We start from the raw sequence: 25,384 nt of genomic DNA, 5'->3' as shown, positions 1-25,384 counted from the left end.
GTTCAGCGTTTTTCCAGCGCGTCGGTGTCGGCCAGGGCATGGTCGAGGGGCATCACTGCCGCGTACTTCTGCGCCATGTCGAACAGGTTGGCCTCGTGCGGACCCAGGGCGCGGTCGCCGCAGCAGTCTGCCACCACCAGAGGACGGAAGCCGGACTGCATGGCATCGACCACGCTGGCGCGCACGCAGCCGCTGGTCACGCAGCCTGCCACCACCAGCGTCTGCACGCCGCGCTGGGCCAGCCAGGGTGCGAGCATGGTGCCGAAGAAGGCCGAGGGCGTGCTCTTGCGCACAACGTACTCGCCGGCCGCGGGGGCCAGCTCCGGCACGATGGCGCTGGCCGGGCTGTCCTCCTTCAGCGTCAGCATGCCTGGCACCTTCAGGCAGAAGATGTTGCTGTCCGCGTCGTCGTCCGAGAACACGATGCGGCTGTGCGCCACGGGCCAGCCGCGTTCGCGCGCATGGGCCAGCAGGCCGCGCGTGCGGGCGATCGCTCCGGGGATGTTGCCGCCGCCGAACACCGCCGGGTCGGCAAAGCCGTTGACGAAGTCGATGATGAGCAGGCCGAAGGGTGCCTTGAGCGGCAGCGGCGTGCCGAAGCCCTGGCGGGCGTAGGCGGAGATGTCGCCTTGCACGCCTGCGGCGGGGATGTCCTGGGCGCTGGTGATGGGGTTCGTCATGCGATGTCCTTGCCTTGCTGGGATCTTCTGGCGGCACGCGCCAGTCCTTGTTCGTCCTGCACTACGCCGTCGATCAGCACGGGCGTGCCGTCCAGCGCCACGGTGCAGTGGCGCATGGGTATGTCGATATGGCAGGCCGTGGTGCGGCTGCCGCCGGCTTCGTTGTTGGGGCCCATGGACCAGAGGAAGTTGCCTTCGAAGGCGCGGGCGTCCATGCCGATGTGCGTTTCCTTGTTGTAGTGGCCCAGCATGGACCAGTGGGCGCGGGGCTGCAGGCCCCAGCCGACGTGGGAGACGGCGTAGGCCTCCGGGTCTTCGTATGCGGCCATGTATTCCTTGAGGATCTCGGCCTGCAGGCCGCCGCTGATGCGCGTGACGTAGCCCTGGTCGATCGTGAGTTCGATGGGTTCGGTCACATAGTCCTTCATGGGCAGCAGGATGTCGCCGCGGTCCAGCACCACGCGGCCGTCGCTGTGGCCCTCGTCGGGCCAGGTCAGCACGAAGCCGCTGGGCCAGTGGTCCCAGCGGCCGGGCTGGTCCACGAAGCCGTATTCGCAGATGGCGGGGAACTCGCCCAGCCGGCAGCGCAGATCGGTGCCGGCCACCGAGGTGATGCGCATCTGCTTGGCGGCCTCGATGCGCTTCGACGCGGCCTGCACGCGCGCGCGGTCACCCTCGGTGGGCACGAGGCGGCAGAGCACCTCAGGCGGCTCCACGGCCAGCAGAATCTTGGTGCCGGTCTGCAGGATCTCGTGCTGCTCTGGCGAGAAGAGCAGGGTCATGAGGTCCAGCACCAGGTCGCTGGCCTGGAGCGCGGCGATGGCGGCTGGGTTGCCTGTCAGCGGCGTCGTTCCCAGGTAGGCGAGCGAATCGCGACTGAGCGACTTTTCGGCGTTGACGGGCGGCAGGTCCAGCCGGTTGACGCGTGCCCCCATGTCGCTGGCGGCGGCGATGGCGCAGCGCAGCGTCTGCGGGTGCGTGTCTGCGCCGGTGAGCACGGTGACGGTTTGCCCGGCTTCGAGCCGGGACAGCGTGAGCACCTGTTTCCAGGCTTGGATCAGATCGGTATCGCTGACGGACATGTGCGTCTCCTTGGTGTCGCGATGAAGGTATGAGAGAGGTCAAGCAAGAGGCGATCCGGGCCGGATCGCCGTCAGTCCACCCGCGACCCCAGGAAGTCGCCCAGCGCGGCGTAGAAGCCGGCCTCGTTGTCCCAGGGGATCATGTGGCCGGCTTGTGGCACGCGCACGTGCTGTGTTTGGGGCGCCAAGCCCTGCCACTCGGCCACGTCTTCGGCGCGCACAACGTCTCCGCGCTCGGCGGTGACGAGCAGCATGGGCTGAGCGATCCGGGGCAGGTCGGCGTGGATGTCGTCGCGGCCGAAGTCCTCGAAGCTCTGCACGATCGCAGGCTCATAGCAGGTGTGCAGCCACTGGGCGCGCAGCTGGCGCTGCTCATCGGTCCAGGTGGGGCAGAAGGCGCGCATGGCCTCGGCATCCATGCCCTGCGTGGCCTGGCGGATGGAATCCACGTACCAGGGCAGGGCGGCCGGGTAGGAGCGGCGGCCGGGGCCGGATACGGGCGGATCGACAAGCACCAGGCGCGTGAGTCCGTCCGGCTGGCTGCGTGCAGCACGTACGGCGATGCGTGCGCCCATGGAGTGGCCTACCAATGCCCAGCGCTGTAGGCCCAGGGCCTCAGCGAGCGCGGCCACGTCGGCAGCCTGAGCGTCGAGGCCGTAATCCAGGCCCGGGCCGGACGATGAGAGGCCGCGCCCGCGCACGTCCAGCACATAGGTGTCGAACTGGCGGCCTAGGTGCTCGGCGACGAAGCCCCAGGTCACTGCCGGGCTGGTGATGCCCGGGATCAGGATGACGGCGTCGCGCCCTGCGCGCTGGCCCTGGGCGCCGCCGTAGCGCAGGTAGTGTTGGCGGATGCCGTTGGCGTGCACATGGCCGCCGTAGAGGAGGGTGCTGGTGTCTTGGCTCATGCGGATGCTCCTCAGACCTTGGCGGCGTTGTCGTAGGGATAGGCGCCCGACAGCAGCGCGCCTGCGCCCGGTACCACCGGGTCCAGGCCCAGTGACTTGAGGATGGCGTAGGTGGTGGCGATGGAGGCCGTGAGCACGGGCTTGCCGGTCGCTGCCTCTACCTGGGCCACCGCCGGCAGCGAGGGCATCTGCACGCAGGCCGAGAGCACGATCACGTCGGCGTCGGCGTAGTTCATTCCGGCGACGATGCCGGGCAGCTTGGCGGGATCGTGTCGGCCGACCTCGAGGTTGTCGGGTATCTCCAGCGCGCGCCAGTCCACGATCTCGAAGCCCTCGGCGGCGATGTAGTCCATGACCAGCTGGGTCAGCGGAATCATGTAGGGCGCCACCAGAGCGATCTTCTTCGCACCCATGACCTTCAGTGCTTCGACCAGCGCGCCCGCGCTGGTGATCACGGGGGCAGTGGCGCCGTTGCTTTCGGTGCGCTCGGTCAGGCGCTTTTGCGACACGCGGTGATAGCCGCGGCCCATGGCCATGATGGCCACGAGGCAGGCGTAGCCCAGCACATCCACGCGCGCGTCGCTCAGTTCCAGCGCGCAGCGGTCGCTCTCTGCATCCATGGCTGCGAGCTCTTCCTTCTGGACCTTCTTCATGCGCATGCGGCTGGAGTGGAAGGTGAAGCGGTCCTGCGGACGCAGCGTGGAATGGGCCTGTAGCATGGCCGGCACTTCGGTCTCCATCGTGGTGTTCGAGCTGGGGACGATCTGGCCGATGCGGAATGTCTGAGTCATGGCTTTGCCTTGTTCGCGGGATGCGCGCGTTGATAAAGATCAGATGGGTGTATGCGCTCTATTTTTGCAAAAGGCGTGCCGTCTGGCAAACGCTGTTTTCTTAGGGGTTTGCACTCATTTTGTGCGTTAATTGCACCAAAAAAGGCGCGATGAGTTTTATTCTTCTGCTTTGTGGTGCGCTTGATTTGAATCAATCAATAGAGTGCACACACTTAAATAAGTGGTGTTTTTTCATGGCATGGATAGTGCTTTGACCATGGCAGGAGCCAGCTGCAGCGACGGCCATCCGTCCGACTTTCAACATTCCCGCAAGGAGAGAAAACGTGTCCCAATCCCCTCGTATCGCCGTCGTCGGCGCCGGCCTCGGCGGCGCTGCTGCCGCCAAACTGCTGCTGCAGGAAGGATTCAATGTCCGTGTCTACGAGCAGGCTCCCAGCTTCTCGCGCCTGGGTGCCGGCATCCACGTCGGGCCCAACGTGATGAAGATCCTGCGCCGCATCGGCATCGAGGACGCGCTGAACGAACAGGGCTCGCACCCCGACTACTGGTACAGCCGTCATTGGCAGACCGGCGATGTGCTGGCCCAGATTCCGCTGGGTGACTACGCTGTCAAGGAGTACGGCGCCAGCTACCTGACCGTGCACCGTGGCGACTTCCACGCGCTGCTGATCGATGCACTGCCAGGCAGCGTGATGGCCTACGGCAAGTTCCTCACACAGGTGGAGGACCGTGGCGATGTGGTGGTCATGCACTTCGCCGACGGCACGACGGAAGAGGCCGACATCGTCATCGGCGCCGACGGCGTGAACTCCCGCATCCGCGAAGAACTGCTCGGCCCCGAACTGCCCAAATACGCGGGCTACCTGGCCCACCGCGCCGTGTTTCCGACGCCTGAGATCAAGGCCGGCATGCTGCCCTTCGACGCGTGCGTGAAGTGGTGGAGCGATGACCGCCACATGATGACCTACTTCGTCACTGGCAAGGCGGACGAGCTCTACTACGTGACCGGTGTGCCCGTCGAGAAGTGGGACCTCAACGACCGCTGGCTGCCCAGCAGCAAGGACGAGATGCGCGAAGCCTTCGCGGGCTGGCATCCCACGGTGCAGGCGCTGATCGATGCCACCGTCGAAGTGACCAAGTGGTCGCTGCTGGAACGCGATCCGCTGCCGCTCTGGAGCCGTGGCCGCATGGTGCTGCTGGGCGATGCCTGCCATCCCATGAAGCCGCACATGGCGCAGGGCGCGGCCATGGCCATCGAGGACGGCGCCATGCTGGCACGCTGCCTCAAGGAGGTCGGTGCGCACAACCACGAGCTCGCCTTTGCTCTGTACGAAGCCAACCGCGCCGAGCGTGCCAGCAAGGTCCAGCGCATCTCGCACGACAACACCTGGCTGCGCACGAACGAAGATCCGTCCTGGTGCTTCGGCTACGACGTGTTCAACGTGCCCCTGGTGGAACCCAAGGTCGCGGCCGCCGCCTGAGTCCCCGACCTTCCATCCCGCAGCCGAACGTCTCTCATGAAAAGCCCTGTTCCCCTCAGATCCAGCAGCACCGCGGCCATTCCTGCCGGTATCCGTTTGCGGGTGAACGGGCGCGAGTGCGAAGTGCCAGCTGCGCCTGGCACCGCGCTCCTGCATGTGCTGCGCAATGATCTGGAGCTGAACGGGCCGAAGTACGGTTGCGGCCTGGGCGAGTGCGGCGCCTGCACCGTGTTGATCGACGGCGTGGCAGCGCGCTCTTGCGTGATTCCCGTGCAGGCGGCCGTCGGCCGCGATGTGGGCACGCTCGAGGGGCTCGGTTCGCGCCGCAGCCCCGGCCCCACGCAGCAGGCCTTCATCGACTGCCAGGCCGCCCAGTGCGGCTACTGCCTCAACGGCATGGTCATGACCGTCGAAGCCCTGCTGCGCCGCAACCCCCAGCCCACCGAGCAGGAGCTGCGCAACGAGCTGCATCACAACCTTTGCCGCTGCGGCACGCATGTGGAGATCGTGCAGGCCGCGCTGCGTGCGGTGCAGCTGCGTGCAGGCCGCTCCAGCCTGTCCCTGTCCCCTGAAGCGCAGGAGGCCCGGCCGTGAACCTGCAGGTCCCTTCCGTCGCCATGCCCTCGTCCGCTGACGCAGTGGCACTGCCTGCAGACCTGCTGCATGGTCTGGCCGTCCGGCCGCCGCAGATGGGCTGGGACGGGCAACGGTACCAGGGTACCCAACTGATCAGTGCGCGGCTGGACGAGGCGCGCGCCATGGCCGGTGTGGTCGCCGCGGTGCAGTACAGGAATTTCCTCGGCGTGGTCGCCATGTCACCCGTCCACGCGCGCCAGGCGGCCGCCGGCCTGGCGCCACACTGGCACGGCGCCGATGCCGGAACGCCGTGGTGCGATGGCCGCGTCCGCGCAGCCGGTGGCGAGGCTTTCGTCTGGCGGGCTCCCCACGCCGATCGGCCGGCAGGCGCGCAGGCCATCGCGTGGTGCCTAGATGGCCGCACCAGCCTGTGGCTGCCCCGCTGCGCCCCTGACGTGCAGGCCATGGTGGTCGGCGAGATCGCCGAGCTGTTGCAGTGCTCCTTGCGGTCCGTACAGGTGCTGCAGCTGGAAGGGCACGCGCCGCACTCTCTTGCGTTGATGGACGCGGCCGCCGATGCGGCGCTGCTGTCCCAGGCCGTGGGCCGGCCCGTCAGCGTGGCGTGCGACGTGTGCATCGAAGCGCCGGCGCTGGCATTGCAGCCCATGGCAGTGCCTGCTGCTGCCGCTGACGGTACCGCTTTGCGGCCGACCGTTGCCGAGACAACGGCAGTGGCGCCACCTGCCTTGGCCTTCGCGTCCGAACGGCCCTGGGCCGTGCGTCCCAGCTGCGCGCGGCTGTTGGCTCAGCCTGCACGGGCCCGCGCCGCGGGCCGCGCCACGGTGCTGGGCGCAGGCTCTGTGCAGTCGGGCCCGGCCGCCACCGGCCTCACACAGGCAGGTGTGGACGAACTCAACGCGGCCCAGGTTTTCGCCCATGAAAGCCTGTGGCATGAACAGGCGCTGGAACTGGGGCGGGATCCGCTGGACTGGCGCCTGCGCCATCTGCCCGAGGGGCCTGCGCGTGAGCTGGCTGCGCGTGTGGCCCAGGAGGCCGCGTGGCCCGATGCCGCCCCGGGCACCGATGGGCGCCTGCATGGCCGCGGCTTTGCCACCGCCCAACTGCAGACCCTCGATGCCGAGGGCCGGGACCGCACGGCCTGGAGCGCCTGGGTGGCCGAGGTCGCCGTGCATCCGCAGACCGGCGAGATCGAGGTCACCCGCGTGGTCGCGGGTCACGACAGCCAGCATCTGCAGGCCGCGCAGGGCGCAGGCCTGCACACGCAAGTCGTGCAGCAGGATGCGCAATGGCTGGCCGGCGCGCGCCGGCTGCTGGGCGCACCGGCGGCTTTCGACGCATGGGGCAGCTCTGCCGGCGCTGCCGAGGCACCGGCCGCGGGCGGCCAACTGCTGGCCGGCAATGCGGGCGAAGCGGCCCTGATCCGCCACGGTCAGCTGGACTTGGATGGTGTCGCGACCTTGCCCGCTGCCGCCGCCATTGCCAATGCCATCCGTCATGCGACGGGCGTGCGCCTGCGCGAAGTGCCCTTCCAGCCCGAGCAATTGCGCCTGGCGCTGGCCGGCGAGGCGGGCTCTGGCAACCGAGCCCTGGCCCGACCAGCACTGCGCCGCGGCTTGGGCTGGCTGGCGGCCGGCATCACCACCATCGCGGGCTTGGGGGCCATGGTGTGGCCGCTAAAGCAGGCCTTGCCGCTGACCGACGGGCCCGATGTGTCGCTCTATTCGCCGCAGGCCCTGGAGCGCGGGCGCCTCGTCGCCGCGGCCGGGGACTGCGTCGTGTGTCACACCGCGCCCGGCGGTGCGGCGAACGCAGGAGGGCTGGGCCTGGAGACGCCGTTCGGCATCATCTACTCGACCAACATCACGCCCGACACGGAAACCGGCATCGGCCGCTGGTCGTACGCGGCGTTCGAGCGCGCCATGCGCCAGGGCATCCACCAAGATGGGCGCCAGCTCTACCCGGCCTTTCCGTACACGGCCTTCGCCAAGCTCAGCGACGGCGATCTGCAGGCGCTGTATGGCTACCTGATGTCCCAGCCCGCTGTGAAGGCCCGGGCACCCGAGACGAAGCTCGCCTTCCCGTACAACCTGCGTCCGGCCATGGCCGGCTGGAACCTGCTGTTTCATGACGCCACGCCGTTCAAGGCGGATCCTGCCCGCAGCCCCGAATGGAATCGGGGCGCCTATCTGGTGGAGGGGGCGGGCCACTGCGCGGCCTGCCACTCGCCGCGCAACGCGCTGGGTGCCGAGAAGAGCGGCATCCACTACCTGGAGGGCGGAGAGGCTGAGGGCTGGAGCGCCCCAGGACTCAACCAGCTGGCCGGAGGCAAGCTGCCCTGGAACCGCGAAGAGCTGTACCAGTACCTGCGCACCGGCTTCTCCGCACGCCACGGCGTGGCCGCAGGGCCTATGGCCCCCGTGATCCACGGCCTGGCCGAGCTGCCCGATGCCGATGTGCGTGCCATGGCTACCTACCTGATGGAATTGCCGGGCCAGGCCCGGCAGGCCGCAGCCGCGCCGATGACAGTCGCCGCGCCGGTGCCTGCGCCGCATCCACCTCCCACCGGGACCCTGGATCGACACGTCAACGGCGAACGCATCTACCAGAACGCCTGCGCGGTTTGCCATGAGGCAGGCAGCGGCCCGACCCTCTTCGGTGTCAAGCCGCTGCTGGGGCTCAACACCAACCTGCATGCCGCGACACCAGACAACCTGGTCCAGGTCATCCTGAACGGCATACAGACACCCGCCGACGATGCCCTGGGCTACATGCCGGGCTTCAGGGACAGCCTGGACGACCGGCAGATCGCCGATCTGCTCGGCTATCTGCGCACGAGATTTGCACCGGAGGAAAAAGTGTGGCCAGACGATACGACAACCACTATTAGACGGCTGCGTGCCGCGGCGCATGCGGCGCCGTGAGCCGGGCGGGCCCAGCGGCGTCCGGGCAGCGGCGAGGCGCGGCACCGGCCTGCGCCTGACAGCGATCTGACGCCGGAACCGGCAGTGCGCCACCGCGGCGCCCCGGCGCCGGACGGCCATAGCGAATAAGCGGTTTTCTTGAACGACCCTTCCCCAAGGGCCGGCGGGACCGCTTGCGCCAGAGGTTTTCAGGCAGGGCATGCCAGCGCGCCTTGCCGGAACGAGGAATCAACGGGTAGGCGATGAACAACCAAGGAGTTTCCATGTCATCTTCATTTGTTTCGGTGGAAAAAGGCATCCAGACAGCGGGTGTCGGCCGGTTCCAGTACCGGCTCTTCGTGATCTTCGGACTGGTCTGGCTGGCCGATGCCATGCAGGTGCTGTCCATCGGCTTCAGTGCGCCGTCCATTGCCAAGACCTTCGGCAAGACGGTGCCCGAGGCGCTGCAGACCGGCACTTTCTTCTTCATCGGCATGCTGATCGGTGCCTTCGTCTTCGGCCGCCTGGCCGACCGCATCGGCCGCCGGCCTGTGCTGATGATGGCTGTGGTGATTGATGCCTGCGCCGGCGTGGCGTCGGCCTTCGCGCCCGAGTTCGCCTGGCTGCTGGTGCTGCGCTTCATCACCGGCATCGGCGTGGGCGGCACGCTGCCGGTGGACTACACCATGATGGCCGAGTTCCTGCCCAGCGACCGCCGCGGCCGCTGGCTGGTGCTGCTGGAATCGTTCTGGGCCGTCGGCACCATCTTCCTGGCCATCCTTGCCCTGGTGGCCGTGTCCTGGGGCAATGACGCCTGGCGCGTGATCTTCTTCGTGACCGGCATCCCGGCGCTGATCGGCGTGGTGCTGCGTTTCTACATTCCCGAATCGCCGATGTTCCTGAATCGCAACGGCAAGTCCGACCAGGCGCGCCAGGTGCTCGAACGTGTGGCGAAGGTCAACGGCAACTCCGCACAGATCCCGCCGCTGCAGCCCGAGAAGCAGGAGCGCAAGTCGCTGCTCTCGCTCTTCTCTCCCGAGCTGCGCCGCCGCAGCCTGGCGCTGTTCCTGGCCTGGGCGCTGATCTCCATCGCCTACTACGGCGTCTTCGTCTATCTGCCCGTCAAGCTCGGCAGCGAGGGCTTCGCCTTCATGCGCGGCCAGGTCTTCCTGGTAGTGCTGGCGCTGGTGCAGCTGCCCGGCTTCGCGCTTTCGGCCTATGGCGTGGAGCGCTGGGGCCGCAAGCCCACGCTGATCGGCTTCCTGCTGCTCAGCGCCGTCGGCTGCATGCTCTACAGCCTGGGCTCGTCGCCGATGGTGGTCGTCGGCTCCACGCTGCTCATGAGCTTCTCGCTGCTGGGCACCTGGGGCGCGCTCTACGCCTTCACGCCCGAGGTCTATCCCACCGACCTGCGCGCCAGCGGCATGGGCATGGCGGGTGCCGTGGCGCGCTTTGGCGGCCTGTTCGCGCCGGCCATCATTGCGCCCATCATGGCCACGCATTTCACGCTGGCGCTGGCCGTACTGTCCGCGATGCTGGTGGGCGGCGCGCTCTCCATCTGGGCCGTGGACGTGGAATCGCGCAACCGCGCGCTCGACTGATCAAGCCCTGCGTGCTGCGCCAGCGGGTCTTTCTTCAAACAAAGGCGGGTGCGAGCCCGCCAGATCCATGAGGATGCCATCATGAAAGCTATCTCTCGTCGCCAACTGATCAGCCAGCTAGCCGCGCTCGGCTTCGGGTCGCAGCTGCTGGCGGCACAGGCGCAGGGCCTGACGCCCGACGACCGCTCGGCCCTGATCGTGGTCGATGTCCAGAACTGCTTTGTCGATGGCGGAACCCTGCCCGTCAGGGGCGGCGCGGAGGTGGTGCCGGTAATCAACAGGATCAGCCTGGCCTTCGCCAACATCGTGCTGACGCAGGACTGGCATACGAGCCACCATGCCTCCTTCGCCAGCAGCCATCCCGGCAAGCGGCCCTTCGAGACCATCCAGCTGTCCTACGGCACCCAGGTGCTTTGGCCCGACCACTGCATCCAGGGCACGGCCGATGCCGATCTGCGCAAGGACCTGAAGCTTCCCACGGCCCAGGTCATCGTGCGCAAGGGTTTCCAGCAGGACATCGATAGCTATTCCGCCTTCGAGGAGGCCGATCACAAGACCCGCACTGGCTTGGCAGGCTACCTGAAGGACCGCGGCATCGACACCGTCTATGGCACTGGGCTGGCCACGGACTTCTGCGTCGCCTGGACGGCGCTGGATGCCCGCAAGCTGGGCTTCAAGGTGTATGTCATTGAGGACGCCACCCGCGCCATCGACCTCAACGGTTCATTGGCCAAGGCCTGGGAGGCGATGGAGAAGGCGGGCGTGCGACGCATCCAGTCCACCGACCTGGCCGTCTGATACGCCATGGTGGGCCGGGCTGCGTAGAGCTTCGCCATGGGCGCTACCTACAATGGCTGCATGCCAAACAAGACCGATAGCCAGGAAGAGGGTTATGTGTTCTCCGAACAGGTGGGGCACTTGCTTCGCCGCGTCTATCAGCGGCATACGGCGTTGTTCCAGGAGTACATCCCGGACTCCCAACTGACGGCAGCGCAGTTCGTGGTGCTGTGCTCGCTGCACGACCAGGGCAGCAGCTCCCTGGCAGAGGTGGTCAAGGCGACGGTGATCGATCAGGCCACCATCCGGGGCGTGGTCGATCGGCTCAAACAGCGCGGCCTTATCAGCGTGGACCACGACCGTGTGGATCGGCGCAAAGTGGTGATCGAGCTGACCAGCGAGGGGCGCCATCTCGTGCGCAAGATGCAGCCGTTCGCCCGCAAGATCACCCAGAGCACCTACGGTCGGCTCAACCCTGCCGAGCGCCTGGCGCTCGATTTCCTGCTGCGCAAGATGCTGGAGAGCGACGAGGGCGAATGAGCGGGCCCGCGCAGTGATTGGTCACCACATGCGCCGCAGCGTGTTGTCGCGGCGCATGAACGCGTGCCAGAGCGCTGCTGCGATGTGCAGGCCGATCACCCAGTAGAAGGCCGTGCCCATCCATTCATGGGCCTCTTCCAGCGCGCCGGACCATTCCTTGTTGACCCATTCGATGGGCCAGGGAATGACGGCCTCGGTGAAGGGCAGGGCGATGCCGCGCCCGCCCAGCAGGCGGCAGGCCATGCCCAGCAGCGGCTGCGCGAAGAGGAAGCCATAGAGCAGCGCGTGGCCGATCTGGGAGCCGATGCGCATCGGGTCGGAGACCGGCGGCGTGATGGGCGGCTTCGGCGAGTGCCAGCGCGCCAGCAGGCGAGGTGCCACCAGCAGCAGCACCAGCATGCCCAGCAGGAAGTGCGATTCCAGCATCAGCAGGCGCGGCTCGCTGCCCCGCTCGAACGCGCCGCGCAGGTTGATGGTGGCGTAGGCCAGCGCGACGAGCGCGAACATGGACCAGTGCAGCGTGCGTAGCGTGGCCGAGTATTTGTTGTTGGAGTGGGCAGGCATCGGGGGGCTCCTGTGGCGTGGCGGCGGGCAGGGGGACGGGCCCGCCGCTGGAGCACGCGAGTTTGCCATTTCTCGCGCACCACCTCTTTGCGCTGCGTCAGGCGATGGCGCCTCCGGGTCAGAAGAAGTACGTCAGGCCCAGGCTGAAGTTGCGCGGCATCGAGGGCGAGATCACGTTGGCGTTGATCGCGCCATCGTAGTAGGCCCGGTCGAACACGTTCTTGACGCCGGCCATGATGCGGTAGTTGGAGCCGGTGTAGCCCACCGAGAGATCCACCACGGTGTAGGCGGGCAGGTTGAAGGAATAGCTGGTGCGCTGCTCGCTCACGTAGCGTCCGCCAGCGCCCAGCGTGACCTGCGGCATTTGCGGCAGCTTGTAGGTGGCCCAGAGCGCCAGCGTGTGGCGCGGCGTGGGCAGCGCCGGCCGGCCCACCAGGGTGAGGTCGGTGTCCTGCGTGACTTTGGCGTCCATGTAGGTGTAGGAGCCCGTGAGTTTCAGGTTGTGCCGAAGGTCAGCGCCCACTTCCAGTTCCAACCCGCGCGAGCGCTGCTCGCCGGTGGCGATCTTGAAGCCGCTGTTGACGGGGTCGTTCACGGTCACGTTGCGGCGACGGAGATCGAAGAGCGCGAGCGAGCCCGTCACGCCATGTTCGAGTGCCTCGTACTTCAGGCCGGTTTCCCACTGCTTGCCGGTTTCGGGGGCGAACGGCCTGCCGTCCGCCGTGGTTCCGTCCACGGGCAGAAAGGATTCGCCGTAGCTCACGTAGGCCGCCCAGCCGGGCTTGAATTCATGCACCAGGCCGGCCGAGAGCGTGGTGGCGGCGTCCCGCTGCACGGTTCGCTGCTGCGCCACGTGGTCGTCTATCCGGTTTCTGGACCAGTCGCGGCGCAGGCCCACCAGCGCCGTCCATTGCGGGGCGAACTTGATCTGGTCCTGCGCGTAGAGGCCCGCCACGGTGAGCCGCTCCGGTGCATCGTTGGAGTAGCCCGTGGGGCAGGTGGCCGTCATGCCATAGACGGGGTTGAACAGGTCCAGCGCGCCGATGCGGCAGTTGCGGCGGCCCAGCCAGGTCTTGCCGGTGCGAGCGTCCAGGCCCGTCACCAGCCGGTGCTGCACGCCCAGCGCGGCGAACTGGGCCAGCAGCGAGGTGTCGGTGGCCAGCATGTCGTCGTCCATGTACTGGCGCGTGGCGGTGCGGTTCTGCAGGCGCTGGTTGGCCTGCAGCGCGGCGTTGGCGACCAGATTGCCGGTGCCGCTCTCGGTTTCGTAGCGCAGGTTCTGGCGCAGCGTGAGCGCGGGCGAGAACCGGTGCTCCAGCGCATAACCCAGCGATTTGGTCTCGATGTCGTAGCCGCCGAAGCCCGGGTCGCCCGTGAAGAGCGTGGTCCGCACCGCGCCGTTGCGGTTGGGCAGCACGGTGCCGTAGGGCGTCACGCCTTGCTGGCGCAGCCAGTTGCTCTGGCTGTAGGTGGCGAACAGCACCAGGTCAGTCTGCGGCCCCAGGTCCAGCGACAGTGACGGCGCGATCCAGCGGTCGCGGCGATAGACGAAGTCGGTCGGATCGTCGCTGTTGGACACTTGGGCGTTGATGCGGAACGCGGCCTTGCCCGATTCGTTGAGCGGGCGATTCAGGTCGGCCTGCAGCGTGCGCAGGCCGTAGCTGCCCACTTCCACGCCCACTTCGCTCAAGGCGTCGCGCTTGGGGCGCTTGCTGATGGCGTTGACGATCCCGCCGGGCTGCACCTGGCCGTAGAGCACCGAGGCGGCGCCCTTGAGCACCTCAAAGCGCTCGTATCCATAGGGGTTCAGCCGCGTCCACATGCTGGTGGTCTGCACCAGGCCGTCGATGAGGATGGATTCGGTGGAGCGGAAGCCCCGGAGATTGACGTCGTCGAAGCCGCGCCGGCCGTAGTTGACGGGGCTCACGCCGGCCACGGTCTGCAACGCCTGCTGCAGGTTGGTGATCTGGCGCGACTCCATCTGTTCGCGCGTGACCACGCTGATGGACTGCGGCGTTTCCAGCCGGCGCATCGGCGCCTTGCCAGCGGTCTGGGCTTCGATGGCGGCAAAGCCCACGTCCTTCTCGGTGCTGGCATTGATGCGCACTTCCTGCAGCTGTGGCGCAGTGTGTCCGGGCTGGGGGGGCTGCTGTGCCAGCGCCGCCTGCGCAAGGCATACAGCCAACGGGGTCAGTGCCCAGCGGGCAGCAGCAGTGCCAGGGCGGCGGGGGGTGGATTGAACGCTGAAGAGCGCCGTACGGGCGAACGAAGAGAAAGAGTGGGTGGAAGGCATGGATGGATGCGTGCGGTGGAAACGGGAGCGCCATCCGCTCCTGACACCGCACGCAGCCAGGCATGCGGCTACGTGGAAGGTCGTGGCACGTGTTGAATTCTATTGAGAATTATTTGCATTACGGTGAATTCCTTCCTCGATTCCGTGTTCCTGTGTGGCGCGGGCCTTGGCTTCGGCCCGTTCCTTGGCCATCTGTTCGAGCAATTGCTGCCGGCCCTGGCGCGCCACGGCGATGAATTTCTCGCGGTTCTTGTGGTGCGGATACATGCGATTGGCCAGGTCGGTGTTGTGGGCGCGGAAGCGGTCGGCCACATGCAGCGCGTCTTGCGCGGGCACGCCCATCAGCTCCAGCACCGTGCGCGCGGTCTTCAGGCTGGACTCGAACAGCTCGCGCTCGACATGCTCCACGCCCAGGTCGCGCAGCGCGTTCCAGTGCGCCAGGTTGCGCGCCCGCGCCACCACGGTGAGCTGCGGGAAGTGCGAGCGCGCCAGCGCGGCGATCTTGACCGACTGCTCGACGTCGTCCACCGCCACCACCAGGATGCGCGCCTGCGCGGCACCGGCGATGCGCAGCAGTTCCAGCCGCGTGGCGTCGCCGTAGAAGACGCGGTAGCCGAAGGTGTGGGCCACTTCCAGCATCTCCACGCTGTGGTCCAGCACGGTGGTGGCGATGTCCTGCGTGAGCATGGTGCGGGCCACGATCTGACCGTAGCGGCCGAAGCCCGCGATGATGACTGGCGCCTGCTGCGGCTCGGAGATCTCGGCCTCGGCCGGCACCTCGGTCTTGAGCGTGGCGTAGCGGCGCAGCAGCACCCGGTCCATCAGCACCAGCAAGAGCGGCGACAGCAGCATGGACAGCGCCACTGCGCCGATCAGCAGCGAGGCGGTCTCGGACGGCAGTGCGCCTGCCGTGGCCGCGGCCTGGAAGACGACGAAGGCGAATTCGCCGCCCTGGGCCAGCAGCAGAGTGAACACCGGCCGCTCCTGGTAGGGCGTGCCGGTGACGCGGGCCAGCGTGTAGATCACCACGGCCTTGATGGCCAGAAAGCCCACCAGCACCAGCACCATCAGCCCGGGCGAGCGCATCAGCACGCCGAAGTCGATCGACATGCCCACGGCCATGAAGAAGAGGCCCAGCAGCAGGCCCTTGAAGGGCTCGATGTCGGCCTCCAGCTCGCGCCGGTATTCGCTGTCGGCCAGCAGCACGCCGGCGAGGAAGGCGCCCAGCGCCATCGACAGGCCCACCAGCACCATCAGGTAGGCGATGCCCACCACCAGCAGCAGCGAGGCGGCGGTAAAGATCTCGGGCGTGTTGCTGCGAGCGATCCAGCGCAGCAGCGGCCGGAGCGCCAGCCGCCCGCCCAGCACGATACCGGCCACCACGCCGACGATCTTGGCCGCCTCCAGTGCCACGTGGGCGGGCGAATGGTGCGCGGCTGCCGCATCCCCTCCGGCCCCCAGCGCTGCCGCGCCCAGCAGCGGCAGCAGCGCCAGGATGGGGATGGCCGCCACGTCCTGGAAGAGCAGGATGGAGAACGCCTTCTGCCCGCTGTCGGTGCGCATCAGGTTGCGCTCGGCCAGCGTCTGCAGCGCGATGGCGGTGGACGAGAGCGCCAGCCCCAGCGCCGCCACCAGCGCGGTGATCCACGGCACGCCGCACGCCCAGGCCGCCAGCCAGAGCAGGGCCGCGCAGGCCAGCACCTGCGCCGTGCCCAGCCCGAAGATGGGCCGGCGCATGCTCCAGAGCCGGCTGGGCTGCAGCTCCAGGCCGACCAGGAACAGCATCAGCACCACGCCGAATTCGGCGAAGTGCAGGATGTCCTGCACGTTGCTGACCGCGCCCAGCCCCCAGGGGCCGATGGCGATGCCCGCGGCCAGGTAGCCGATGATGGCGCCCAGGCCCAGCGCGCGGGCGATGGGCACGGCCACCACGGCAGCGGCCAGATAGAGGAATCCGTAGGTGAGCCAGGTGGGGGCGTGTTGCATGGGGCGGTGAGGTGGCTGCGAGCGGGGGGGGGGAAGGGCGCAGCATCGCATGGAGGCGGGCCGCGGTTGCTATGCAATATGTAGCGGCATGCGTATGCGGAACAAGCGCTGCCGCCTTATTCTGCATGCAATCAGCGGTGATGTGGGGCGGTGCGGCTTCTAGAATCGGCTGTCTGGCCGGGCGCCGGCTGAGCCGGCGCGCCTGGCGGCCGTGCGCGCCGCAGCGCCCTTTTCCTTTTCTTCTCGCTCTCCTGCTTTCTCCCATGGACCTGCATACCTGGATGGCCTTCCTCGCCGCGTCGTGCCTGATCGCCATCTCGCCGGGCTCCGGCGCCGTGCTGGCAATGAGCCACGGCCTTTCGTTCGGCGTGCGCAAGGCCAGCGCCACCATTGCCGGCCTGCAGCTGGGGCTGGTGCTGATCCTGGTGGTCGCCGGCGCGGGCGTGGGCTCGCTGCTGATCGCCTCCGAGATGGCCTTCAGCGTGGTCAAGGCGCTGGGTGCCTGCTATCTGATCTATCTGGGCTTCAACCAGTGGCGCTCCGCCGGCGCCGCCGCGCTGCAAGAGGATGCGCAGGCCGCCCCGGCCGGTGCCGGCCCTTGGCAGCGCCGGGTGTTGACCGGCTTTCTCACCAACGCCACCAACCCCAAGGGCATCATCTTCATGGTGGCAGTGCTGCCCCAGTTCATGACCGATGCCCGGCCGCTCTGGCTTCAGCTGCTGGTGATGGCGGCCACCACTGTCTCGGTCGATCTGGCCGTCATGCACGGCTATGCCGCCAGCGCCAGCGCGCTGCGCCGGCTCATGCGCAGCCCGCGCGCGGCCCGCACGCAGAACCGGGTGTTCGGCGGCCTGCTGATGGCCGTGGGGGCGGGGCTATTCTTCGTCAAGCGCGGCGCGCAGCACGGATGAATCGTTGGGTGCTATCTTTTGGATAGCTAATTGCCCAGGCCAAATGCGGGTCAGGGCCGGATGCGCCTCGATGGCGGTGGCGCGTCCGCCGGCCCGCGCTACCATCGCCACTGCAACCCGCTTTCCCGCACCGACAACCTGCCGAGGAGTCCTGCATGCCAGTGGTCGTAGTCGCCAATCCCAAGGGTGGCGTGGGCAAGTCCACGCTGTCCACCAACATCGCCGGCTATTTCGCCAGCCAGGGCCACAGCGTGGTGCTGGGCGACCTGGACCGCCAGCGCTCGGCCCATCTGTGGCTGGGCCAGCGGCCACCGCAGGCCCGGCCCATCGGCGTCTGGGACCTGGCTTCCGACCTCATCACCCGCCCGCCGAATGGCGCCACGCACGCGGTGCTCGACACGCCCGCCGGCCTGCATGGCTGGCGCCTGAAGGACGTGCTCAAGATGGCCGACAAGGTCATCGTGCCGCTGCAGCCCAGCGTCTTCGACATCTTCGCCACGCGCGAATTCCTCGACGACCTGGCCAGCAGCCGGCATGCTGGCCGCGTGCAGATCGGCCTCGTCGGCATGCGGGTGGATGCGCGCACCGTGGCAGCCGAACGCCTGCAGGAATTCGTGCAGGGCCTGGACCTGCCTGTGCTGGGCTACGTGCGCGACACGCAGAACTACATCCACCTGGCGGCGCAGGGGCTGACGCTCTTCGACGTGGCCCCGGGCCGCGTGGCGCGCGACCTGGAGCAGTGGCAGCCGTTGTGCGATTGGCTGGACGCGGCCTGAAACTTTCCCAGGCGCCGCGCGAGGCATTGCGCCCGTTGTCGCCCGCCCGACAGCCCCATGCAGCGCCCCGGCGCTAGAGTGGCTGTATGAAGACCTTCCAAAGCTATGCCGAACTGGCGGCCTGCGTGGGCCAGGAAGTGGCCGTGACCGGCTGGATCACCGTGACCCAGGAGCAGATCGACCTGTTCGCCCGCGCCACCGGCGACCATCAGTGGATCCACGTGGACCCGGAGCGCGCCGCCAAGGGCCCCTTCGGCACCACGATCGCGCACGGCTTTCTCACGCTGTCGCTGCTGCCGCGTTTCTTCGAAGAGGCCTTCACCATCGTCGGCGCGCAGATGGGCGTGAACTACGGCCTCAACCGGGTGCGCTTCACCGCCCCCGTGCCGGCCGGCAGCCGGGTGCGGGCGCGCCTCACGCTGCAGGCCCTGGAACCCGCCGAACCCGGCGGTGTGCAGATGACCTGGCTGGCCACGCTGGAGCGCGAAGGCGGCGACAAGCCAGTGTGCATCGCCGAGTCGCTCACGCGCAGCTACGGCGCTGCGCCGTAGCCGCTGCGCGTTCGGCGCCTCCTGGCGATCCTCGCCGGCAGAGGCTCAGAGCACGATGTGCGCACGCTGGACAATGGGCGCGGCGAGCGACAGCGAGCGGCGCCAGATGGCCAGTGCCTGCTCCGGCGTGCTCAGTACGGGCTCCAGCCCCAGCGCCACCATGCGGGCCTGCACTGGCGCATCCGCCACGATGTCGCGCAGGGCTTTTGCCAGCGAGGAGATCGCCGTGGCGGGCGTGCCGGCAGGCGCGAACACAGCGAACCAGCCGGCGTTGCCCATGTCCCGAACTCCCAGCTCCCCGAAGGTGGGCACGGCGGGCATGGTGGGAAGGCGCCGTTCCCCGGTGATCGCCAGGGGCCGCACGACTCCTGACGCCACCATGCCCTCGACCGCTGCGACGGTGAGAAATACCGCATCCACCTGGCCTCCCAGCAGATCGGTGAGGGCGGGCGCGGAGCCCTTGTAGGGGACATGCAGCAGTTGCACGCCGGCCGACTCCGCCAGCGTCTCGCCCATCACGTGGGCCGAGGAGCCGGGGCCGAAGCTGCCGTAGCTGAGCGTTTTCTGCCCGGCCTCGCGCAGGAAGGTCGCAAGATCCTGAGCGGAACTGGAGGCGCGCACGGCGAGCACCAGCGGCGCATTGGCCACCACGCTGACGATGGAGAAGCTGTCCTGCATCGACTTGCCCGGCGCCACGGGCTGCCGGGATGCCAGCGGCGCGATGACGTGGGTGGAATTGCTGCCGAACATCAGCGTGTGGCCATCCGCAGGCTGCTGCAATACGTTGCGCGCGGCGATCAGGCCGTTCGCGCCCGGACGGTTGTCGATCACCACGGGCGTGCCCAGCGGACCCTGCAGCCGCTGCGCAATCAGCCGCGCCAAGGTGTCCGTGCCGCCGCCGGCGGCGAAAGGCACGACAAGGCTCACGGGGCGCTCCGCCCATGTGGCGGCCCGTACGGGCCCCGCAGCTGCCATGGCCAGTGCCGACAGCAGGCCGAGTGCATCGCGGCGGGAAATGCGGTGGGTTTCAATGGGCATGGGGGTTTCCTGTCCGTCAATCCAGCGACACGTTGGCCTGGCGTGCCACGCGCCGCCAGGTTCCCAGTTCGTCCTGCAGCTTGCGAGCGAACTGCGGACCATCGGCCGCGCTCACGGCGACGCCACGTCCGTCCAGCCGGGCTTGCAGATCGGGCGCGCGCAGCACCTTGTCCAGGGCCGTGGCCACCGTCTTGACGATGTCCGCAGGCGTGCCCGCGGGGGCGAACACGCCCATCCAGCCTTCCGTGACCAGGCCGTCGTAGCCCAGCTCCTGCAGGGTGGGCACGTCCGGTAACAAGGGCAGCCGATGGGGTGAGGGGGTGGCCAGGGCGCGCAGCTTGCCGGCGCGGATCTGCGGCAGCACCACGGCTGCGGTGTCAAAGGCAAAGTCCATGTCCCCCGCCAGCAGCGAGGCCATGGCCTGCTGGCTGCCCTGGAAGGGCACGTGCGTGGCCTGTATTCCAGTCGCGCGGAGGAACAACTCGCTGATGAGGTGGTTGGTGGAGCCGATGCCGAAGGATGCGTAATTGAGCGCGCCAGGCCGTGCCTTGGCCGCAGCGATGAGTTCGGGCAGGCTGCGGGTGGCCGAGGCTGCAGGAGTCACCAGCGCGAAGGCGACACGGCCGACCTCCGCGATCGGCACGAAGTCGCGCAGCACCTCATAGGGTGCGGTCTTGCGGGTCGCCGGATTGACCAGCAGTTCGGCCCCGGTGCCGAAGAGCAGGGTGTAGCCATCCGGCCGGGCACGGGCCACCGACTGCGCGCCGATCACGCCGCCGGCGCCAGCGCGGTTCTCGACTACGACGGCCTGGCTCAGTTCGGCGGCCAGCTTTTCCGCGACCAGGCGGGCTGCGCCATCGGTGCCGCCGCCGGGCGGGAAGGCCACCACGAGGCGGATGGTGGTGTCCGGGTAGGCCCCGGCCAGAACGATGGCGGGGAGCATGGCCAGGCCTGCGAGCAGCAGGCGCCGAAGGGCGATCATGGTGGTGGCCTGCCGGTGTTCAGCCCACTGCCGCCGATCGTTCGCGCGAGCCCTGCGCCGCCGCCGTGGCTTCGGCAGCGCGGACGCTCGCGCGTTGGCCGCAACGCTCCAGGTAGGCCTCGAGATGCGGCCAGCCTCCGGTGTCGATGGCATGGGCCCGCGTCCACATCGCGATGGTGTAGCAGTGCGCGTCGGCGATGCTGAAGGTCTCCCCGGTGAGGAAGTCGCGGCCTTGCAGCTGGCTGTCCAGCCAGCTCAGCCGGGCGTGGAGATAGCTCCGCGCGATCGCCTTGTATTCCGGAGGGGTGACAGCCTTGAAGAGCGGCATGAACCCACCCTTGTGCAGGTCCGCCGCGATGAAGCTCATCCACTCCAGCACGCGGTAGCGCGCCAGCCCGGCGGCCGGCAGCAGCGTGTTGCCGGGGTACTGGTCGGCCAGGTACTGGGTGATCACGCTGCCTTCGCTCAGGTGCTGGCCATCGGGCAGCTCCAGCGTGGGAACGGTGCCCTTGGCGTTGATGCGCAGATAGTCGGAGCCATCCTGCAGCCGCTTCGTCTTCATATCGACCCATTCCAGCTGGAGCGGATGGCCGAGCTCGCGCGCCACGATATCCACGGCGAGGGAGCAGCCACGCACTTCGTGATAAAGCTTCATGAATTGCCCGCCTTTCGCCTGCTTTAAATTGCTTTATTTATGCTATTCGAGAAATTGGCAAATTAAAAGGGCGATTCCACGGGGGCGCAGAAGAGCCGAGCCGGTGGGCTGAGGCTTTCGTGGTTGCGGGGAGCTGAGCGGGAAGAGGGGAGGCTTCGCGTGGCTGCGAGCAGGCGTGCGCCTGCAGGGCGCGAGCCATTGCGGCGTGGATGCCGCAAGAGCTGCTGTCTGTCTTGAGCGGCTCAGTCGCCGCCTTCAGCGGCGGATGGCTGGAGAAAGCTGTTCTGCCGCCAGGCTTCGAACACCGTCACCGCCACCGCGTTCGACAGGTTCAGGCTGCGCTGGCCCGGCACCATGGGCAAACGCAGACGCTGGGCTGGCGGAAAGGTCTCGCGTAGTTCTGGGGGTAGGCCGCGCGTTTCGGCGCCGAACACCAGCCAGTCGCCGGGCCGAAAGCCGGTGTCGTACACCGATTGCGAGCCGTGCGTGGTCATGGCGAACATGCGTGATGCGTCGGGCTGCTCGTCGCGCAGCAGTGCGGTCCAGCCGGCGTGGCGGCGCACGTCGGCGTACTCGTGGTAGTCCAGCCCGGCGCGGCGCATCAGGCGATCCTCCATCGAGAAACCCAGCGGCTCGACCAGATGCAGCGTGCAGCCGGTGTTCGCCGCCAGGCGGATGACGTTGCCTGTGTTGGGCGGGATTTCGGGTTCGACCAGGACGATATGGAACATGCTGCCATTGTCCTGCGGTATGCACCCGTCTGTCTGCCTTGCTGGCGAACGCCAGCGGCGCGCCCCGCGTGTCAGGCCGTGCGTGCCAGTATCAGCGCCGTGATGTGCGCGGCGCCGGCTTCGCCCACCACGGCCGCCGCGGTCTGCAGCGTGGCACCGGTGGTCATCACATCGTCCACCAGCACCACGCGGCGGCCGGCGATCTGCGCGGCGGCCAGTGGCTCCAGCGCGAAGGCGCCGCGCAGATTGCGCAGGCGCTGGTCGCGGGTCAGGCGGCTCTGCGTTTCCGTGGCGCGCAGGCGCAGCAGCCAGTCGCCCCGGGTGCGGCGCGCATCCAGCTGCCGCGCCAGCAGTAGCGACTGATTGAAGCCCCGCTCGCGCAGGCGCTCGTCCGAGAGGGGGATGGGCAGCAGCCAGTCGGCCGCGGCCAATGCCTCAGGTACGCCCGGGGCCGCCCGCATCCGTTCGGCCAGCGGCGCGGCCCAGCCGGGATCGCTCTGGAACTTGAATTCGGCCAGTACGTCGGCCCAGGGGTAGCCGTAGTCCACAGCGGCAAGGCACGCATCGATCGCCTGCGGGTGGCTCAGGCAGTCTCCGCACTGCGCAACGCCCTGCGGCAACGGGATGGCGCAGGTGCGGCACCGCGCGACCCGCGCCGTGAAGCGTTCCACGCAGGAGACGCAGACGCGCTCGGCCGGCCAGGCGTGGCACACCGCGCATTGGCTGGGCACGCGCTGCGAGAGGGCAGCGGCCAGCCGCTGGCGCCAGGTGGTCGATTTCCCTTGGGACTGCGTCGCAGGCATGGGCTCAATATACTCGCGGCCCTTGTCCGCCACGCTGCGTGGCCGTGCCGTTCCTGCCCGCTTCTTACGTATGTCCAATTCCCTGCCGCCCACCATCGACCCGGTCGCCGCCGCCCGCTGGCATGCCGCCGCTCCGGCGTCTTCTCCCTGGCTGCACGAGGAGATCGCGCGGCGCATGGACGACCGCCTGCAGTGGATCCGGCAGGCGCCTGCCGCCTGGTGCGACTGGGACCCGCTGCGCGGCGGGCTGGAGGGCCATGAACGGGTGCGCCAGCGCTACCCGCAGGCACAGCGCCACATCGCCGAAACCTCGTCACCGGCTGCCCAGGCGCGTGCACAGGCGCATTTCGCGCCGCCGTGGTGGAACCCGGCGCGCTGGACGGGCGGGGCGCCGCGCTTCGGCATTCCGGCGGATGGCAGTGTGCAGTTGCTCTGGTCCAACATGGCGCTGCACATGGCAGCGGACCCGCAGGCGCTGATCGCCCGCTGGCACCGCGCTCTGGCGGTGGACGGCTACCTGATGTTCTCCTGCCTGGGCCCCGACACGGTGCGCGAGCTGCACGGCGTCTATGCCGCGCTGGGTTGGCCGCCCGCGGGACACGCCATGACCGACATGCACGACTGGGGCGACATGCTGGTGCAGACCGGCTTCGCCGAGCCGGTGATGGACATGGAGAGGGTCACGCTGACCTTCGCCACCCCGCAGCGACTGCTGCAGGAGCTGCGCGAGCTGGGCTGCAATCTGCATCCACAGCGGTTTGCCGGCCTGCGCGGCCGCGCCTGGCGCGAGCGGCTGGCGCAGGCACTGGCCGACCAGCTGGGCCGCACCAGTCCCGATGGCCAGCTGGCGTTGACCTTCGAGATCATCTACGGCCACGCCTTCAAGCCGGCACCCCGCATGCGGGTGAGCGAGAGCAGCGCCGTGTCGCTGCAGGACATGCGCGCCATGCTGCATAGCGGCCGGGCAGCCTCTCAGGGCTGAACGGCTGAACGGCTGAACGGCTGAACGGCTGAACGGCTGAACGGCTGAACGGCTGAACGGCTGAACGGCTGAACGCGCTGTGCCGGGAAGGCCGCGTATTTTGGCAGGTCGGGCTACAATTTCGGTCTTTGTGCGCCCAACGCCCGTCAACGTGCGCGCGGCGGGCCGGGGCGATGGTGCCGGTGGACGAAGCTTCGGTGGGCCGTCGTTCGTTCATGCCTTCGGTTTGTAGCGCCCGCGGGGCCTGTCGGGCGCTTTGCTGGAACGGCTTTCCCCTCTTGCCGGCGATGCCGCGCCCCCGTGCTTTCCCTTCGCGTCGCCCCCGTGCCCATGTTTCGGGCTATTGCGTATTGCATTCACCCGCTGGCGTGGGCATGCTTGCCAACGGATGGAGACAAGCCGGGCCGATGGGCCGCCATGGCGTGTCGGTGGCGCTGCCCGGTGGCGCGCATCGGCCGTTTGGCAAGAGATTTTTGCAGGGCCTTGCCGGCCGCCTGACCCCACGCAGGCGCCGCGAGGGACGGGTCCCCAAATCGAGGCAGGAAGTTAAGTGAGAACTATGAAGAGCATTTCCAACACGCTGGCTTCTTTGCTGCTGTGGTCCGGGGCCTGGGTAGGCACTGCCGCCCATGCGGTGCAGGACCTGCCCGGTGGCCCAGCCGTGCGCCAGCTGAATCTGGCGCCGCCCGTCACCCGCATCGCGCAGGAGCAGCATTACCTGCACTGGATGATGCTCATCATCTGCACGGTGATCTTCGTGGGCGTGTTTGCGGTGATGTTCTATTCGATCTGGAAGCACCGCAAGTCGCGCGGCGCCAAGCCCGCCAACTTCCATGAATCCGTCACCGTCGAGGTTGCCTGGACGGTCGTGCCCTTCATCATCGTCATCCTGATGGCCCTGCCTGCCACCAAGGTGCTGGTGGCGCAGAAGGACACCACCAATGCCGACCTGACCATCAAGGTCACCGGCTACCAGTGGAAGTGGGGCTACGACTACCTGAGCGGCGAAGGCGAGGGGCTGGCCTACATCTCGACGCTCGACGTGGGCCAGCGCCAGATGTCCGACAGCGGCAACCTCGCCAACGCCCCGGCCGACTACCTGCTGCGGGTGGATCATCCGCTGGTGGTGCCGGTGGGCCGCAAGGTGCGCGTCATCACCACCGCCAATGACGTGATCCACTCCTTCGCCGTGCCGGCCTTCGGCATCAAGCAGGACGCGATTCCCGGCTTCGTGCGCGACACCTGGTTCCGCGCCGAGCAGGTGGGCGACTACTACGGCCAGTGCGCCGAGCTCTGCGGCAAGGAGCACGCCTACATGCCGATCCACGTCAAGGTGGTGTCCGCCGAGGACTACACCCAGTGGGTGACCGCCGAGAAGAAGAAGGCTGCCGCCAAGGCCGACGACCCGAACAAGGTCTGGGCGCTGGAGGCCATGCTGCCGCGCGGCGAGAAGGTCTACACCGCCAACTGCGCGGCCTGTCACCAGCCCAACGGCAAGGGCGCGGGCCCCATCAAGCCGCTTGACGGCTCCGCCATCGTGAAGGACGAAGACCACGCCAAGCAGATCCAGATCCTGCTCAAGGGCGCGGCCGGAGGCGCCATGCCGTCCTGGGCGCAGTTGAGCGACACCGACCTCGCGGCCGTCGCCACCTATACCAAGAACGCCTGGTCCAACAAGACAGGCCAGCTGGTGCAGCCTTCCGAAGTCCTGGCCCAGCGCGGCAAGTGAAGCCCGGCAGCCGCCCCCACGCATTG

At 68.2% G+C, this 25,384-nt stretch carries 24 protein-coding genes; 11 read left to right on the top strand and 13 right to left on the bottom strand.

All coding sequences use genetic code 11. From position 1 onward, the window contains the following. Positions 1-2: 2 nt before the first annotated feature. The 5 genes from AC3A84_RS18165 to AC3A84_RS18145 all read right to left on the bottom strand — a co-directional run bounded on the left by AC3A84_RS18165 (position 3) and on the right by AC3A84_RS18145 (position 3,655). Positions 3-680: an N-carbamoylsarcosine amidohydrolase gene (locus tag AC3A84_RS18165; RefSeq protein WP_487971418.1), complete on the bottom strand. Its 678-nt coding sequence runs from the start codon at positions 678-680 to the stop codon at positions 3-5. Next, a complete protein-coding gene (locus AC3A84_RS18160; RefSeq protein ID WP_487971417.1) occupies positions 677-1,762 on the bottom strand; it encodes a 2,5-dihydroxypyridine 5,6-dioxygenase NicX family protein in 1,086 nt (361 codons plus the stop codon). Before AC3A84_RS18160 ends, AC3A84_RS18165 begins: the two co-directional genes overlap by 4 nt. A 71-nt stretch (positions 1,763-1,833) precedes the next feature. Further along, on the bottom strand, positions 1,834-2,670 hold the full coding sequence (locus AC3A84_RS18155) for an alpha/beta fold hydrolase (protein WP_487971416.1): 837 nt from the start codon (positions 2,668-2,670) through the stop codon (positions 1,834-1,836). Between the two features lie 11 nt (positions 2,671-2,681). Next, complete coding sequence (locus AC3A84_RS18150) at positions 2,682-3,461, bottom strand: maleate cis-trans isomerase family protein (protein ID WP_092938528.1); 780 nt, start codon at positions 3,459-3,461, stop codon at positions 2,682-2,684. Next, positions 3,458-3,655 (bottom strand): hypothetical protein, encoded by a 198-nt coding sequence (locus AC3A84_RS18145; protein ID WP_487971415.1) that lies wholly within the window; start codon positions 3,653-3,655, stop codon positions 3,458-3,460. The genes AC3A84_RS18150 and AC3A84_RS18145 overlap by 4 nt, the downstream gene beginning before the upstream one ends. Before the next feature lie 129 nt (positions 3,656-3,784). Between AC3A84_RS18145 and AC3A84_RS18140 the strand changes: the two genes are divergently transcribed. The 6 genes from AC3A84_RS18140 to AC3A84_RS18115 all read left to right on the top strand — a co-directional run bounded on the left by AC3A84_RS18140 (position 3,785) and on the right by AC3A84_RS18115 (position 11,357). Further along, on the top strand, positions 3,785-4,942 hold the full coding sequence (locus tag AC3A84_RS18140; protein WP_487971414.1) for an FAD-dependent monooxygenase: 1,158 nt from the start codon (positions 3,785-3,787) through the stop codon (positions 4,940-4,942). A 36-nt stretch (positions 4,943-4,978) separates the two neighbouring features. After that, positions 4,979-5,536, top strand: a complete 558-nt coding sequence (locus tag AC3A84_RS18135; protein WP_487971413.1) for a (2Fe-2S)-binding protein — start codon at positions 4,979-4,981, stop codon at positions 5,534-5,536. A gap of 23 nt (positions 5,537-5,559) precedes the next feature. After that, positions 5,560-8,460 (top strand): c-type cytochrome, encoded by a 2,901-nt coding sequence (locus tag AC3A84_RS18130; protein WP_487971500.1) that lies wholly within the window; start codon positions 5,560-5,562, stop codon positions 8,458-8,460. A gap of 263 nt (positions 8,461-8,723) precedes the next feature. After that, complete coding sequence (locus AC3A84_RS18125; RefSeq protein WP_487971412.1) at positions 8,724-10,040, top strand: MFS transporter; 1,317 nt, start codon at positions 8,724-8,726, stop codon at positions 10,038-10,040. Positions 10,041-10,121: 81 nt separating this feature from the next. Beyond that, a complete protein-coding gene (gene pncA / locus AC3A84_RS18120) occupies positions 10,122-10,838 on the top strand; it encodes a bifunctional nicotinamidase/pyrazinamidase (RefSeq protein ID WP_487971411.1) in 717 nt (238 codons plus the stop codon). Positions 10,839-10,898: 60 nt separating this feature from the next. Further along, positions 10,899-11,357, top strand: a complete 459-nt coding sequence (locus AC3A84_RS18115; protein ID WP_092938917.1) for a MarR family winged helix-turn-helix transcriptional regulator — start codon at positions 10,899-10,901, stop codon at positions 11,355-11,357. Positions 11,358-11,378: 21 nt separating this feature from the next. Here the strand turns inward: AC3A84_RS18115 and AC3A84_RS18110 are convergent, their stop codons facing one another. From AC3A84_RS18110 to kefC, 3 genes are all read right to left on the bottom strand, one after another. Further along, entirely contained in the window at positions 11,379-11,921 is a 543-nt protein-coding gene (locus tag AC3A84_RS18110) for a cytochrome b (RefSeq protein ID WP_487971410.1), read from the bottom strand. A gap of 118 nt (positions 11,922-12,039) precedes the next feature. Continuing rightward, on the bottom strand, positions 12,040-14,214 hold the full coding sequence (locus AC3A84_RS18105) for a TonB-dependent siderophore receptor (protein ID WP_487971409.1): 2,175 nt from the start codon (positions 14,212-14,214) through the stop codon (positions 12,040-12,042). Between the two features lie 99 nt (positions 14,215-14,313). Next, complete coding sequence (kefC, locus tag AC3A84_RS18100) at positions 14,314-16,200, bottom strand: glutathione-regulated potassium-efflux system protein KefC (protein ID WP_487971408.1); 1,887 nt, start codon at positions 16,198-16,200, stop codon at positions 14,314-14,316. A 263-nt stretch (positions 16,201-16,463) separates the two neighbouring features. Between kefC and AC3A84_RS18095 the strand changes: the two genes are divergently transcribed. From AC3A84_RS18095 to AC3A84_RS18085, 3 genes are all read left to right on the top strand, one after another. Then, positions 16,464-17,111 carry a LysE family transporter gene (locus AC3A84_RS18095; RefSeq protein WP_487971407.1) on the top strand — a complete coding sequence of 216 codons (648 nt, stop codon included), beginning with the start codon at positions 16,464-16,466 and terminating at the stop codon, positions 17,109-17,111. Positions 17,112-17,266: 155 nt separating this feature from the next. Continuing rightward, positions 17,267-17,887 carry a nucleotide-binding protein gene (locus AC3A84_RS18090; RefSeq protein WP_487971406.1) on the top strand — a complete coding sequence of 207 codons (621 nt, stop codon included), beginning with the start codon at positions 17,267-17,269 and terminating at the stop codon, positions 17,885-17,887. A gap of 86 nt (positions 17,888-17,973) precedes the next feature. Then, entirely contained in the window at positions 17,974-18,438 is a 465-nt protein-coding gene (locus AC3A84_RS18085) for a MaoC family dehydratase (protein WP_487971405.1), read from the top strand. Between the two features lie 45 nt (positions 18,439-18,483). Here AC3A84_RS18085 and AC3A84_RS18080 read toward each other — a convergent pair whose 3' ends face one another. The 5 genes from AC3A84_RS18080 to AC3A84_RS18060 form a co-directional block, all read right to left on the bottom strand. Next, the gene (locus tag AC3A84_RS18080) at positions 18,484-19,476 is read right to left on the bottom strand and encodes a Bug family tripartite tricarboxylate transporter substrate binding protein (protein WP_487971404.1); all 993 of its coding nucleotides are present in this window, start codon (positions 19,474-19,476) and stop codon (positions 18,484-18,486) included. Between the two features lie 16 nt (positions 19,477-19,492). Continuing rightward, the gene (locus AC3A84_RS18075; protein WP_487971403.1) at positions 19,493-20,458 is read right to left on the bottom strand and encodes a Bug family tripartite tricarboxylate transporter substrate binding protein; all 966 of its coding nucleotides are present in this window, start codon (positions 20,456-20,458) and stop codon (positions 19,493-19,495) included. A gap of 19 nt (positions 20,459-20,477) precedes the next feature. After that, positions 20,478-21,113, bottom strand: coding sequence for a glutathione transferase GstA (gstA, locus tag AC3A84_RS18070; RefSeq protein WP_487971402.1), 636 nt, complete (start codon positions 21,111-21,113; stop codon positions 20,478-20,480). 242 nt (positions 21,114-21,355) lie between these two features. After that, positions 21,356-21,844 carry a tRNA (cytidine(34)-2'-O)-methyltransferase gene (locus AC3A84_RS18065; RefSeq protein WP_343592720.1) on the bottom strand — a complete coding sequence of 163 codons (489 nt, stop codon included), beginning with the start codon at positions 21,842-21,844 and terminating at the stop codon, positions 21,356-21,358. Between the two features lie 71 nt (positions 21,845-21,915). After that, the gene (locus tag AC3A84_RS18060; protein ID WP_487971401.1) at positions 21,916-22,647 is read right to left on the bottom strand and encodes a phosphoribosyltransferase family protein; all 732 of its coding nucleotides are present in this window, start codon (positions 22,645-22,647) and stop codon (positions 21,916-21,918) included. A 70-nt stretch (positions 22,648-22,717) separates the two neighbouring features. Between AC3A84_RS18060 and AC3A84_RS18055 the strand changes: the two genes are divergently transcribed. After that, positions 22,718-23,629 (top strand): class I SAM-dependent methyltransferase, encoded by a 912-nt coding sequence (locus AC3A84_RS18055; RefSeq protein ID WP_487971400.1) that lies wholly within the window; start codon positions 22,718-22,720, stop codon positions 23,627-23,629. A gap of 559 nt (positions 23,630-24,188) precedes the next feature. After that, positions 24,189-25,358: a cytochrome c oxidase subunit II gene (coxB, locus tag AC3A84_RS18050; RefSeq protein WP_487971399.1), complete on the top strand. Its 1,170-nt coding sequence runs from the start codon at positions 24,189-24,191 to the stop codon at positions 25,356-25,358. Positions 25,359-25,384: the final 26 nt, after the last annotated feature.

The sequence above is a fragment of the Paracidovorax sp. genome (assembly GCF_057642795.1).
Note: the sequence above shows the minus strand (reverse complement) of the source record. Positions and strands in the feature narration are given on the sequence as shown.